The sequence below is a fragment of the Streptomyces atratus genome, assembly GCF_014648655.1.
Taxonomy (GTDB): Bacteria; Actinomycetota; Actinomycetes; order Streptomycetales; family Streptomycetaceae; genus Streptomyces; species Streptomyces atratus.
The window spans coordinates 636584-649727 of record NZ_BMRN01000001.1 but is presented as its reverse complement, the minus strand read 5'-3'; the positions used below and the strand labels follow the sequence as shown (position 1 = coordinate 649727).

At 70.0% G+C, this 13144-nt stretch carries 9 protein-coding genes and 2 pseudogenes; 7 read left to right on the top strand and 4 right to left on the bottom strand.

Going from position 1 to position 13144, the window contains the following annotated elements; all coding sequences use genetic code 11:
• Window positions 1–113: 113 nt before the first annotated feature.
• Complete coding sequence (gene ilvA / locus IEZ15_RS02840) at window positions 114–1343, top strand: threonine ammonia-lyase (RefSeq protein ID WP_189273857.1); 1230 nt, start codon at window positions 114–116, stop codon at window positions 1341–1343.
• Window positions 1344–1471: 128 nt separating this feature from the next.
• A pseudogene (locus IEZ15_RS44410) lies at window positions 1472–1696 on the top strand (daunorubicin/doxorubicin resistance ABC transporter ATP-binding protein DrrA); the annotation flags it as partial.
• Between the two features lie 87 nt (window positions 1697–1783).
• On the opposite strand, the gene greA reads toward IEZ15_RS44410, so the two are convergent.
• Both greA and IEZ15_RS02825 read right to left on the bottom strand, forming a co-directional pair.
• The gene (greA, locus tag IEZ15_RS02830; RefSeq protein WP_114246331.1) at window positions 1784–2281 is read right to left on the bottom strand and encodes a transcription elongation factor GreA; all 498 of its coding nucleotides are present in this window, start codon (window positions 2279–2281) and stop codon (window positions 1784–1786) included.
• Window positions 2282–2464: 183 nt separating this feature from the next.
• Window positions 2465–2881, bottom strand: a complete 417-nt coding sequence (locus tag IEZ15_RS02825; RefSeq protein WP_114246332.1) for a DUF4307 domain-containing protein — start codon at window positions 2879–2881, stop codon at window positions 2465–2467.
• Window positions 2882–3033: 152 nt separating this feature from the next.
• Here IEZ15_RS02825 and mca point away from each other — a divergent pair, with 152 nt between their 5' ends.
• The gene (gene mca, locus IEZ15_RS02820) at window positions 3034–3915 is read left to right on the top strand and encodes a mycothiol conjugate amidase Mca (protein ID WP_189273853.1); all 882 of its coding nucleotides are present in this window, start codon (window positions 3034–3036) and stop codon (window positions 3913–3915) included.
• 1 nt (window position 3916) lies between these two features.
• A complete protein-coding gene (locus tag IEZ15_RS02815) occupies window positions 3917–4156 on the top strand; it encodes a hypothetical protein (RefSeq protein ID WP_189273851.1) in 240 nt (79 codons plus the stop codon).
• Between the two features lie 108 nt (window positions 4157–4264).
• On the opposite strand, the gene IEZ15_RS02810 is transcribed toward IEZ15_RS02815, so the two are convergent.
• Window positions 4265–7522: a tetratricopeptide repeat protein gene (locus IEZ15_RS02810; RefSeq protein WP_189273850.1), complete on the bottom strand. Its 3258-nt coding sequence runs from the start codon at window positions 7520–7522 to the stop codon at window positions 4265–4267.
• 239 nt (window positions 7523–7761) lie between these two features.
• Between IEZ15_RS02810 and IEZ15_RS02805 the strand changes: the two are divergent.
• The 3 genes and pseudogenes from IEZ15_RS02805 to IEZ15_RS02795 form a co-directional block, all read left to right on the top strand.
• Window positions 7762–8222: pseudogene (locus tag IEZ15_RS02805) on the top strand (DUF255 domain-containing protein); the annotation flags it as partial.
• A 57-nt stretch (window positions 8223–8279) separates the two neighbouring features.
• On the top strand, window positions 8280–9938 hold the full coding sequence (locus IEZ15_RS02800) for a recombinase family protein (RefSeq protein WP_189273848.1): 1659 nt from the start codon (window positions 8280–8282) through the stop codon (window positions 9936–9938).
• 473 nt (window positions 9939–10411) lie between these two features.
• Window positions 10412–12451 (top strand): thioredoxin domain-containing protein, encoded by a 2040-nt coding sequence (locus IEZ15_RS02795; protein WP_189273847.1) that lies wholly within the window; start codon window positions 10412–10414, stop codon window positions 12449–12451.
• A gap of 53 nt (window positions 12452–12504) precedes the next feature.
• Here IEZ15_RS02795 and IEZ15_RS02790 read toward each other — a convergent pair whose 3' ends face one another.
• Window positions 12505–13137, bottom strand: coding sequence for a TetR/AcrR family transcriptional regulator (locus IEZ15_RS02790; protein ID WP_189273845.1), 633 nt, complete (start codon window positions 13135–13137; stop codon window positions 12505–12507).
• Between the last annotated feature and the right edge of the window lie 7 nt (window positions 13138–13144).

Sequence of the window (13144 nt, the reverse complement as noted above, 5' to 3'; positions counted from 1 at the left end):
GAGTACGCGGCCACGGGGCAACGCGTACCAGTGCTGCACAAACCTGTGGACAACGGCTCAGGACGGGACCGCACAAGGCATCCGGCGCCCCGCCGAGCTGCAAGACTTACTGTATGAACTTCCCCGCGCCCGGCCATTTTCCCCCACTGATCCTCGACGACATCCGCGGGGCGCAGAAGATGCTTTCCGGCGTGGCCAGAGTGACCGCCATGGAAGGCAGCCGCCATCTGACCGAGCTCGTGGGCGCGCCGGTCCACTTCAAGTGCGAGAACCTGCAGCGGACCGGTTCGTTCAAACTGCGTGGCGCCTATGTACGGATCGCGGGCCTGTCCCCGGTGGAGCGGGCGGCCGGAGTCGTAGCCGCGAGCGCCGGAAACCATGCGCAGGGTGTCGCACTCGCCTCTGCTCTGCTCGGCGTACGGTCGACGGTCTTCATGCCGGTCGGGGCGCCGCTGCCGAAGGTGGCCGCCACCCGCCAGTACGGGGCACAGGTCCGGCTGCACGGCCATGTCGTCGACGAGACGCTGGCCGCCGCCCAGGAGTACGCGCGGGAGACGGGTGCGGTCTTCATCCACCCCTTCGACCACCCCGACATCATCGCCGGCCAGGGCACGGTGGGCCTGGAGATCCTTGAGCAGTGCCCCGAGGTGCGCACCATCGTGGTCGGGATCGGCGGCGGCGGTCTCGCCGCGGGCATCGCGGTGGCGGTCAAGTCGGTCCGGCCCGATGTGCGGATCGTCGGCGTGCAGGCGGCGGGCGCGGCCTGCTATCCGCCGTCGCTGGCCGCGGGGCACCCGGTGTCGATCGGCACGCTGAACACGATGGCGGACGGCATCAAGGTGGGGCGCCCCGGTGATGTCCCGTTCGAGCTGGTCAGGGAGCTGGTCGACGAGGTCCGTACGGTCTCCGAGGACGAATTGTCCAGTGCGCTGCTGCTCTGTCTGGAGCGGGCGAAGCTGGTGGTGGAACCGGCCGGTGCGAGCCCGGTGGCGGCGCTGCTGAGCGATCCGAAGTCGTTTCGCGGGCCGGTGGTCGCGCTGCTGTCGGGCGGCAATGTGGACCCGCTGCTGATGCAGCGCATCCTGACCCACGGCATGGTGGCGGCAGGCCGCTATCTGAGCCTGCGGTTGCGGCTGACCGACCGGCCCGGCGCGCTGGCCACGCTGCTGACCGTGCTCTCGGTGGTCGACGCCAACGTCCTCGACATCGGCCATGTGCGGACCGATCCCCGGCTCGGGCTCACCGAGGTCGAGGTGGAACTGCAGCTGGAGACGAAGGGGCCGGAGCACTGCGAGGAGGTCTCGGCGGCGCTGCACGACGCGGGCTATCTGGTGATGAGCTGACGCTTGTGTGTCGCGATGTATCGCGTTATGGTGCGGCGTCGCCAGGTGGCCGCAGGCGTGTTCGCCGTACGCGGTCACCGGGCGCGGAAAGACCTCGACCCGGCCCGGGCCGTCCTCGTCCAGCTCGGCAAGGTGAGGTCACCGTCGTCGAGCACACGGGCAAGCTGACCGTCCCGGTCTCCGGCGGAGCCGAGCTGCCGGCCGAGGCCATCCGCGACCTCGACGCCCGCGGCGTGGAGATCGACGGCATCGGACTGCGCCGCCCCACCCTCGACGACGTCCTCCTCTCCCTCGTCGGACACTCCGCCGAGGCGGAGACCGGCGACGGGAACGGGCCGGGGACGACCGGCGAGGCCGCCCCGGCCGGTACGGAGACGGCCGCACATACGGGGAGCCTCCGGCCCGACGGGCCGGAGGCTCCCCGTATCAGTGGTGCGGGATCAGCCCGTGTAGGGCTTCGCCGCGAGAATCTTCACGGTGGCCGTCTTGCCGTTCGGCAGCTCGTACTCGGCGTCCTCGCCCATCTTCTTGCCGTTCACGCCGGTGCCGAGCGGCGACTGCGGGGAGTACGTCTCGATGTTCGAGCTCGCGTACTCGCGCGAGGCGAGCAGGAAGGTCATCGTGTCGTCCGGGTCGTCGTCGAAGGCGATCGTCACAACCATGCCGGGCTCGACCACGCCGTCGTCGGCAGGTGCCTCGCCGACCTTCGCGTGCTCCAGGAGCTGGGTGAGCTGGCGCACCCGCAACTCCATCTTGCCCTGCTCCTCCTTGGCCGCGTGGTACCCGCCATTTTCCCGGAGGTCACCCTCCTCACGGGCCGCCGCGATCTTTACGGAGATTTCCGTGCGCGCGGGACCAGACAGGTACTCCAGCTCGGCCTTGAGCTGGTTGTACGCCTCCTGCGTGAGCCAGGTGACGTTTTCGCTGGTCTGGGTCACAGGGTGCTCCTCGTCGGTACTGGGAATACAAAGCATCGCCCTACCCGTAAGCATGTGCCTCCACGGGTGGGCGAAACCACGAGCCTAACAATTCCGCAGGAAAAGGGGGAGAAGGTAAACCGTCAGGACTGCGTATGTGCAGGTCAGCGGCTACAACAGTGATTCAGCGTCGGCGTGCGGCGGTCACTGTGCCGCCCCGCCGTCGTCGGTACAGCCCAGCAGCTCGACGCTGGTCGCCCTGGCTGTCGTACGCAACGACAGGACGCGGTCGATACGGTCCGTGCGGCCGTCGAAGCGGAAGTCCTTGCGGGCCACGTCGCTGCCGTCCTCGTGCTGCGAGCGGAGCGTGCAGTAGCCCTTGGTGTCGGTGCCCTTGCGCACCTCCAGGTGCACATCGACCCGCTGGTCCGAGACGACCTTGAACTTGATCACCTCGGCGCTGATGCCCTGGCCGGCGATGTAGTCGTATCCGATCCAGCCGATCACGCCGAGGAGGGCGACGCCCAGCACCGAACCGATGATCTTGAGCTTGCGGTCCGCGCGCTGGTCCGCGGAGCGGCCGTAGCGGTTCTCCGGAAGCGCTTCGCGCACCGCAGTCATGATCGTTCCTCCCGTACCGGGGATCGAGGAATTTTCCACCCCCCGGTTCGGTCACTATAGAAGCCCGCCACCCGCCCCCCGACCGCCACCCCGAACCGACGTCCCTTCGGGACGACACCTCTCCATGGCGTCCAATCAACGAGGATCGAGTCTTGACTGAGCAGCTGCGACTGATGGCCGTTCACGCCCACCCCGACGACGAGTCGAGCAAGGGCGCGGCCACCATGGCCAAGTATGTGTCCGAGGGGGTGGACGTGCTGGTCGTGACCTGCACGGGAGGCGAGCGCGGCTCCATCCTCAACCCGAAGCTCCAGGGCGACGCGTACATCGAGGAGAACATCCACGAGGTGCGCAAGAAGGAGATGGACGAGGCCCGGGAGATCCTGGGCGTCAAGCAGGAGTGGCTCGGCTTCGTCGACTCGGGTCTGCCCGAGGGCGACCCGCTGCCGCCGCTGCCCGAGGGCTGCTTCGCGCTGGAGGACGAGGAGAAGGCCGCGGGGCGTCTCGTCCGCAGCATCCGTGCGTTCCGGCCGCAGGTCGTCACGACGTACGACGAGAACGGCGGGTACCCGCACCCCGACCACATCATGACCCACAAGATCACGATGATCGCGTTCGACGGCGCGTCGGACACCGAGACGTTCCCCGAGTCGGAGTTCGGTACGGCCTGGCAGCCGCAGAAGCTCTACTACAACCAGGGCTTCAACCGGCCGCGCACGGTGGCGCTCCACGAGGCGCTGCTGGCCCGGGGCCTGGAGTCCCCGTACGGCGAGTGGCTGAAGCGCTGGAAGGAGTTCGAGCGCGATGAACGCACGCTGACCACGCATGTTCCGTGCGCGGACTTCTTCGAGATCCGCGACAAGGCGCTGATCGCGCACGCGACGCAGATCGACCCCGACGGCGGCTGGTTCCGCGTCCCGATGGACATCCAGAAGGAGGTCTGGCCGACCGAGGAGTACGAGCTGGCGAAGTCTCTCGTCGATACCTCCCTCCCCGAGAGCGACCTCTTCGCGGGCATCCGCGACAATGCCTGATATGTACGCGACCCAGGCACTGACCGACCTCGTTCCGCTTGCCGATGAGCTCGACAAGAACAAGGTGACCCCCGGCGTTCTCGGCTTCCTCGTCTTCGCGGCGCTCGCCGCGGGCGTGTGGCTGCTGATGAAGTCCATGAACCGGCACATGGGCAAGGTCGACTTCGAGGAGGCCCCGGACCCGGAGGCGACGTCCGGTGTCGCCGTTGCCGCGGGTGCGGGGTCCGCGAAGCGGAAGTAGGCGCGGGGCGGTACCGGGGTGTCCGGTACCGCCCCGTTCCCCTGGCGCCGGACGGGACGGTTGTGCCCGGCCGGGGTCGAAGACGTCCTCGAACGCCCCACGGGCCGGTCATGGGACAGGTACCCCCATGACCTCCCGTGCGTGGCGTGTGGGCGTCATGCCCAGGCGCCACGCCTGCCAGCCGTCCTCCAGGTCCACACCGCGGTTCAGCACCACGGTGAACGCCTCCGCGCAGTCCTCCAGCTTGCTGTCGCGCGTCGGGTGGCCGGCCAGGAGCAGGTCGGCCAGTTCCTGCTGGGCCACCACCGTGCCCACCTCGCTGCCGCCCGGTGACGCGTACGGCAGCAGCGTGCAGCGCAGGAAGCGGGCCCAGTCCGCGCCCCGTGTGTCGCCGTAGGAACGGAACAGCTCCGCCGCCTCGCCGCACAGCTCCAGCGCCTGCGGGGCGCGGTTGTTGCCCGCGTCGATCAGGGCCAGCTCCAGGCACGTCCAGGCCTCGCCGTGAGCGACCCCGATGCGCCGGAAGTCGGCCCGGGCGTCGGCCAGGAGCTGGCGGGCGAAGCCGGAGTTGCGGAGGTTCCCGGTCTGGGCGGCCCGCTGGTCGCGGGTGACCCGGCCCGAGTGGTGCCGGGCACACGCCAGCCCGTACGTGTCCCGCATCCGGGAGAACATCGTGCGCGCCCGCTCCAGCTGCCGCACCGCCTGGTCCGTGTCGCCGTTCTCCTCCAGCGCCTGGCCCAGGTAGTACAGCGTCCACGCCTCGCCGCGCGCGTCCTCGTTGTCGCGGTGGCGGGCCAGGGCCCGGTCCAGCTGCTCGACGGCCGGGGCCGGGTCGCCGTCCAGCAGCCGCGCGCGGGCCAGCTGGGTCAGCGCCCACGCCTCGCCGCGCTCGTCGCGGGTGCGGCCGTACAGGTCCAGGGCCGTGTGCAGCGCCTCCTCCGCCCGCTCCACGTTGCCCATCCGCAGCAGGGTCTGGCCCAGCTGGAACTGCGTCCACGCCTCGCCGTGCAGCGACTCGCCCTCCCGGTGCAGGGCCAGCGCGGTGTCCAGGAGATTCAGCGCCTCCGCGACATGGGCCCGGTCGCGTTCCACGGCGGCCAGGGCGTGCAGCGACCAGGCCCGGTCCTCGGCCTGCTCCTCGGAGGACTGCAGCTCGATCGCCTCGCGCAGCCGCGCCGACGCCTCGGTCAGATTGCCCTGGTGGTGCAGGGTGATGCCGAGCGAGCAGAGCGCCAGCGCCGTGCCCGCCTCGTTCTGCGCCTCGCGGTACAGCCCGACGACCGACGACAGCGTGGTGCGCGCCTTGTCCAGCTCGCCGAGCTGACGGGCCGCGATGCCGGTACGCCACTGCACGGACCGCTCCAGCAGCCCCTTGTCCACGGCCTGCGTCAACTCGCTGATCTCGCCCAGCCGGTAGAGGTCGCCGCGCAGCAGGCAGTAGTCGCACAGTGCGCCCAGGAGATCCAGTACGGCCCCCTGGTCGACGCCCTCGGCGTGCCGCAGCGCCGAGGTGATGAAACTCGACTCGTCGTCCAGCCAGCGCAGCGCCGAGTCCAGCGAACCGAACCCGTGCGAGCCGAACTGCCCGGCCCGGGTGGACATCTTGCCGTCCACCATGCGGATCACGGCACCGGCCAGCTCCGCGTAGTTCTGGATCAGCCGCTCCTGGGCCGCGGTACGGTCCGCCACCTCCTCCTCGTCCCGCAGCCGGGCCAGGGCGAAGCCCCGTACGAGGTCGTGCAGCCGGTAGCGCGAGCCCCGCACATGGTCCAGGAGCCCGGCCCCGGCCAGAGCCGTCAGCAGCCGCTCGGCCTCCTGCTCGTCGGCCGAGAGCAGCGCGGCCGCCGCCGCGGCGCCCAGGCTGGCCCGCCCGGCCAGCGCGAGCCGCCGCAGCAGCCGCCGCGCCTGCTCGGACTGGTCGGTGTAGCGCAGCCACAGCGCCCGCTCGACCGGTGCGACCGGTCCGTACGCGGCGAGATCGGTGGCGAGCGCGCTCCGGGTGCGTGGACCGAGCGAGGAGCCCGCTATGCGCAGCGCCAGCGGCAGCCCACCGCACAGCTCGACGACCGTGTCCGTCGACCGGGAGTCGTACGGCCCCTGCTCCGCCGCCTCGGCCGCCTCGCGCAGCAGCTCCTCCGCGCCTGCCGCGCCCAGTGCGCCGACCGGCAGCTGATGGACCCGGGCCGGAAGGTCGGCGGGCAGCTCCAGGGGCTCGCGGGCGGTGACGAGGACGAGGCTGTCGGAACGCTCGGGGAGCAGCGTGCGGACCTGGGCCGCGTCGCCGGCGTCGTCGAGGACGATCGTCACCGGGGTGCCGGTCAGATGCTGGTGGTACAGCTCGCTCAGCCGCCGCACCTGCTGCTCGGCGGAGCCCCTTCCCCGGGTTTCCGACTCCGCTCGACCGGGGGAGACCCCCTCTCGGAACAGCAGCTGCTCGCGGGGCGCGCCCAGCCGGTTCAGCAGATGCAGCAGCGCGTCACGTGTCGGCAGCGGTGCCTCCCCGGCCACGTCGCCGCGCAGGTCCACCACGCAGGCGCCCCGGAACTGGTCCTTCAGGCTGTGCGCCGCCCGTACCGCGAGCGTGGTGCGCCCGGCGCCGGGCGCACCGTGCAGGACGACGACGGTCGGCTTGGTCTCCGTCGACGCACGGGCCTCCCGCACCCACTGCGCGATCTGCGCCAGCTCGGCCCGCCGCCCGGCGAACGGCCCCTCGGATGCGGGCAGATGGCCGAACGACTGCTCAAGGATCGCGCGCATACGGGCCGCTGCGCTGCGGTCCCCGCCGCGCAGCGACGGTGCGGTGCGCGACTGCGCGGGGACCTTCTTCGCCGGTGTGCGGGACGAGGGGTTAAGCATCCGCTGCTGGTCGAGGAACGGACGGATGCCCCGGACCTCCAGCGCCGCCAGCCACTGCAGCCGCAGCTGTTCGGCGCCGCCGGGCTGCCCGAGCGCACCTGCGCGCCGGTGGGCGGCGGGCCAGTGCGATGCGGTGATCCTGGCGACGGTCGCCGTGGCCCCCGCGACCGCGACGACGGCGCCCGCGCCGAGGGCCGGCCCGGCCGCCGTACCGAACGCGACATCCGCGCCGAAGGCGGCGACCGCGGCAACTCCGGTCACCAGCAGGGGAGTTCCCATGGCCGATCGGCTGAACCGCTGCGACAGAGGTTGCTGTCCGGCCTCCGCCGCGTCCAGCGCCTGGAGGTACGCGGCGTACTCGTCGGCAGCCCCGGCCGCCAGGGAGTCGAGCGCGGCCCGCCCGCGTGCCGTCAGCGCACCGGCGTCCGCCCGGCCACCCGACCGCCGTACCTCCTCCTCGACGGCGCGTACCAACAGCCGTTCGGCTTCAGCCCGATGGCTGTCCCGCATGTGCGTCCCCCTCCGGATGCGACGATTGCAACTGCCCCTGCTGTCATCGCCGCCCAGTGTGCTGGGTACGGCGCGTCAGCGCGAGAGAGCGATGCGATCAACCGGGCCTGAGAGCGGATGCGGGTATGTCGAATCGCCTGGACCGTGAGACTTCCCCGTACCTCCTCCAGCATGCCGACAATCCGGTCGACTGGTAGCCCTGGTCGCCCGAGGCTTTCGAGGAGGCACGCAGTCGGAATGTGCCGGTGCTGCTCGGCGTCGGCTACGCGAGCTGCCACTGGTGTCATGTGATGGCGCACGAATCGTTCGAGGACGACCGGGTCGCGGCCTATCTGAACGAACACTTCGTCCCGGTGAAGGTCGACCGCGAGGAGCGTCCCGACGTGGACGCCGTGTACATGGAGGCGGTGCAGGCGGCGACCGGCCAGGGCGGCTGGCCGATGACCGTCTTCCTGACCGCCGACGCCGAGCCCTTCTGCTTCGGCACGGCGGGTTCGGCGGCGCGCCCAAGTTCCCGCCGTCCATGATCATCGAGTTCCTGCTGCGCCATCACGCCCGCACCGGGGCGGAAGGCGCCCTCGACATGGCCGCCGACACCTGTGCGGCGATGGCCATGGGCGGGATGTACGACCAGCTCGGCGGGGGTTTCGCCCGCTACTCGGTGGACCGGGAGTGGGTCGTACCGCACTTCGAGAAAGTAGCGGTCTAAGGTCCACCATTTCCGTACCATTTCCCCTGAGAACAGAGGGGGGTTGTGGTGCGCGAGGATCACGCGACGCTCGTCGGGTTGGGGCTCAGCCCTGAGGAACTGGAAACCCTGGGATTGGACAAGCCTGCGACGGCGGACCCGTCCGGGCTCATGGATGCCTACCTGCGACGCAGCAACAGGAAGGAAGATCTGGCCACGCTGCGGGGGCATCTGCGAGACGTGGTGCGCTGGGCGCAGGCGAACGGGCTTCAGATCCGGCACGTCTGGTTTGAACAACTCTCGGCTTCCAAGACCTACGTACGACGCAGGGAGTTCGAGAAGGCCACACAAGCGATCATGGACGGCAAGTCCAAGACGCTCGGTGTGTGGAAGACGGACCGCTTCGACCGGCGCGGTATGGGGGCGGTGGGCCGGATGCTCGACGAGTTCGACCGCCGGCAATCGCGACTCGTCTCCGTGTCCGAAGGGCTGGACTCATCACAGGGCGGCCGCATGGTCTTCGCGATTCTGAGCGAACGCGCCAGGGAGGAAGCGAAGGACATAGCGAAGCGCGTGAAGATCGGCCATGACTCGCACAAGGCGGAAGGCCGAAGAGGAACGGGCAGGCCACCGTTCGGTCTCTACAGCGCCCCCGGAAGCGGCAAGGTCGAACCCCATCCCGACGAGTACGGCACAGCTCGCAGGCTGGCGGATCTCTTGCTCGACAAGAAGACGACGAAGGACACGGCCCACCAACTCAATGTGGAGGGGTACCGGACCCGGAGCGGTGCCACTTGGTCGCCCACGGCGGTGAGCAAGCTGGCTCAGTCCCCGCTCTTCGCGGGCATGGTCCCGGTCCGGCGGCGCAAGACGGACGAGCACGGCAACCCCTTGGACAGTTGGGAGGGGTACGGCGAGCCCCTGCGCAACGAGAAGGGCGAAGTCGTCATGTGCGGCAAGGGGGTTGTGGCGCCGGGCGAGTGGTTCAAGATCAAGGCCCTAATCGCCGAACGGACCGATGAACGGTGGGCGAAGGGGAAGCCGGAAGCGAAGTACCTGGGGACGGGGAGCTACCGGTGCGGGCAGATGCGGGACAAGAAGGGCACGGGCGAGCTTGAACCGTGTGGCGGCTCGATGAGCCACCGAGGCGGACGCTACCGGTGCGAGGTCCGGCAGACGCGGGGCAAGTCGATCTGCGAGGGAGTGGTGACCCTCGCCGACCGCATCGACCACGCGGTGGGACAGGCTTGGATCCACCACATCACGGCCCTTGAGCCGGGTGACCCGGTGGTCATCGAGATAGCCCGCCGGTGGCTAGCCTTCGCGGACCCCGAAACGCAGGCGAAGAAGGAAGAGGCCCAGAAGGCCCTTGAGGCCGCCCAGTGGCGTGTGAAGAAGCTCGAAGACGACTTCTACGTGTACGGGAAGATGGACGAAGAGCGCTTCGAGGAACTGAGCGAAGGGCAGCGCGCCGTTATCGAGAGCACCGCCGCGACCCTTGAGGCGTTGGATGCGGAGGCAGACCTATCGCCCCTCACCCACATCGACACCCTGCGTGAGGCATGGGAAGCGGCGGACATGGCGGACAAGCGGATGCTCCTGAAGTGCGCCCTTGGAAAGAAGGGCATCAGGGTCAAGCCCGCAGCACGGCAGGGGGATCACACCCCGATCTTGGAACGGCTTGAGTTCGACTGGCTGTCGAAGAAGGACACGACCACCAAGAAGTGAGTTCGAAGCGCAAGGTCGGGCATCGGACCCGGCCTTGCTCATTTGTCGCGCACCGCGTGAGTGCGTTGGGGCAGCGTGGACGCGCCCGCTGGCCCCTACGTAGTGACGAAGTGACGGAATGACGTTTAGTTCTGTTCCGTGTATAGAACCAAAACGCCATCCATAAGGGGCAACCCGGACAACAGGGCCATTTCATCACTTCGTCACCGCCCGCGATTCCCGCCGCTCACGCGCTGCCCCGGCTGTCCGTCCGGGGCTTCTTTGTGCTCCCACCGGGAGGTCCGCCGTGACGAGGATCGGGCCCGATGGCCGTGCCCCGCTCAGCGGAGACGCCCACCTGTGGATGGCGACCCGTTGCCGCTCCTGCCCCCGGTTCGGCCGCGCGAGCACTGAGCCGGCACCCCTCCGTCCCGTTCGTGCGCTGCCCCCGTGGCGCATGGGCGGGACGGAGGCCGGTGCGCAAGGATGGGGGTATGCCCAACCGACTCGCGCAGGCCACGTCCCCGTACCTCCTCCAGCACGCGGACAACCCCGTTGACTGGTGGCCCTGGGAGACCGACGCGTTCGAAGAAGCCCGGCGGCGCGATGTCCCCGTGTTCTTGAGCGTCGGCTACAGCGCCTGTCACTGGTGTCACGTCATGGCGCACGAGTCCTTCGAGGACGACGACACCGCCGCGTACATGAACGAGCACTTCGTGTCCGTCAAGGTCGACCGTGAGGAGCGGCCCGATGTGGACGCGGTCTACATGGAGGCCGTGCAGGCCGCCACTGGGCAGGGTGGCTGGCCCATGTCCGTGTTCATGACGCCGGACGGGGAGCCCTTCTACTTCGGCACCTACTTCCCGCCCGAGGCTCGCCATGGCATGGCGTCCTTCCGTCAGGTGCTCGAAGGCGTGCACAACGCTTGGACGAGCCGACGGGACGAGGTGGGAGAAGTCGCGGGGAAGATCACTCGGGACCTTGCCGAGCGTGAGCTGAGTATCGGGGATGCCGAGACGCCCACAGAGGAGACGCAGGCCTTGGCCCTCTTCCAACTGACCAGGGACATCGACTCCGCGAGCGGCTGGTTCAGGGGAGACACCAAGTTCCCGCCGTCGATGGTGATCGAGTTCCTGTTGCGCCACCACGCGCGGGCCGGCTCCGTGGCCGCGCTGGAGATGGCGGAAGGGCTGTGCGGCGCGATGGCTCGTTCGAGCCTGTACGACCAGGTGGGAGGCGGGTTCCACCGGTACGTACTCACGCCGAGGACTGGTGGACCTTTGGTACCGCACTTCGAGAAGATGCTCTACGACAACGCGCTGCTCTGCCGGGCGTACGCACACCTGTGGCGGTCGACGGGCTCGGAACTGGCCCGCCGGGTCGCTCTGGAGACCGCCGACTTCATGGTGCGCGAGCTGCGCACGCCGGAGGGCGGCTTCGCCTCCGCACTCGACGCCGACAGCGAGGACGGGGCCGGCCGGCATGTCGAGGGCGCGTACTACGTATGGACGCCCGAGCAGCTGAGGGAGGTCCTCGGCGATCAGGACGCGGCCTTCGCCGCCGAGCACTTCGGGGTGACCGAGCAGGGCACGTTCGAGGAGGGCGCCTCGGTCCTCCGGCTCGCGCGGACGGGCACCGTGGTGGACGCGGGCCGGGCCGCCGACGTACGGGCCAAGCTGCTGGCCGCCCGTGAGCTGCGCCCGCGCCCCGGGCGGGACGACAAGGTGGTCGCCGCCTGGAACGGCCTGGCGATCGCCGCGCTCGCCGAGACGGGGGCGTACTTCGGCCGGCCCGATCTGATCGAGCGCGCCACCGAGGCGGCGGATCTGCTGGTACGGGTGCACATGGGCGACGTGGCCCGGCTGACCCGTACGTCGAAGGACGGACGGACCGGCGGGCACGCCGGGGTCCTGGAGGACTACGGCGATGTCGCGGAGGGTTTCCTCGCCCTGGCCGCGGTCACCGGCGAGGGCGTCTGGCTGGAGTTCGCCGGCTTCCTGCTCGACATCGTGCTCCAGCACTTCACCGGCGAGGGCGGGCAGCTGTACGACACGGCGGACGACGCCGAGAAGCTCATCCGCCGCCCGCAGGACCCCACCGACAGCGCGACCCCGGCGGGCTGGACGGCGGCGGCCGGTGCGCTGCTCTCGTACGCCGCATACACCGGCTCCAAGGCCCATCGCACCGCAGCGGAGGGCGCGTTGGGCGTGGTGAAGGCGCTCGGCCCGCGGGTTCCCCGGTTCATCGGCTGGGGGCTCGCCGTCGCCGAGGCGCTGCTCGACGGGCCGCGCGAGGTCGCGGTCGCCGGACCGGTCGGCGGCGCACTGCACCGTACGGCGCTGCTGGGGCGGGCGCCCGGTGCGGTGGTGGCGGCGGGTGAGACGGCCGGGACGGAGTTCCCACTGCTGGCGGACCGGCCGATGGTGGGCGGGGCGCCGACGGCGTATGTGTGCAGGCACTTCGTCTGCGATGCGCCGACGACGGACCGGGAGGCGCTGGCGCGGAGCCTCGGATCAAGCCCGTCCGGCGACTGAGGGCGGAGCCGACCGAGGACGGAGCCGCCGGGGGGCTGAGGGCGAAGCCCCGGTTACAGCTTCAGCCCGCCTTCGAGCGTGTCCAGCGCCTGGTTGATCATCGTGATCAGGTCGCCCTCCTGACCGTGCTCGCCCCAGTACAGCGTCACCTCGCGCAGCGCCCCCAGCACTGCCGCGATGAACACCCTGACCTCCAGGTCGTCGGGGCTGCGGCCGCTGCGGTCGGCGAGCGCGCGGGCCAGCACCTTCGCCGTGTCCGACATGGTCTCCGTCATCCGCGCCCGGATGGCGGGGACCTCCACCATCAGCCGGGTGCGCTGCCGCAGTTCCTCCTCCTCGCTCGCGAGGAACGCAGTCAGTGCCTTGGCCATGATGAACCGCAGCGATTCCAGCGGCGGTTCGTCGGCCGGCCGGTTGCGCAGCTCGGCCTCCATGATCGGGTCGTACTCGTCGGTGAGGACGATGTCCTCCTTGGTCGCGAAGTACCGGAAGACGGTGCTCGGCGACACCTCGGCCGCCTCCGCGATCTGCTCGATCGTCGTCGCGTCGTACCCCTGCTCGGAGATCAGCCGATAGGTCGCCCGGCGGATCGCGATCCTGGTCCTGAGCTTCTTCCGCTCGCGCAACCCCAGTGGGGGCGGTGTTCCGGGGGCGGAAACGGAAGGGGGACGAGAGGTGGCGGCCATGGTCGCC

What these genes read in the sequence shown, in the direction of transcription:
- ilvA (WP_189273857.1), top strand. Translation starts at nt 114, where the DNA reads ATGAACTTCCCCGCGCCCGGCCATTTTCCCCCACTGATCCTCGACGAC.
- IEZ15_RS02825 (WP_114246332.1), bottom strand. Translation starts at nt 2,881, where the DNA reads ATGACTGCGGTGCGCGAAGCGCTTCCGGAGAACCGCTACGGCCGCTCC.
- IEZ15_RS02815 (WP_189273851.1), top strand. Translation starts at nt 3,917, where the DNA reads ATGTACGCGACCCAGGCACTGACCGACCTCGTTCCGCTTGCCGATGAG.
- IEZ15_RS02810 (WP_189273850.1), bottom strand. Translation starts at nt 7,522, where the DNA reads ATGCGGGACAGCCATCGGGCTGAAGCCGAACGGCTGTTGGTACGCGCC.
- IEZ15_RS02795 (WP_189273847.1), top strand. Translation starts at nt 10,412, where the DNA reads ATGCCCAACCGACTCGCGCAGGCCACGTCCCCGTACCTCCTCCAGCAC.
- IEZ15_RS02790 (WP_189273845.1), bottom strand. Translation starts at nt 13,137, where the DNA reads ATGGCCGCCACCTCTCGTCCCCCTTCCGTTTCCGCCCCCGGAACACCG.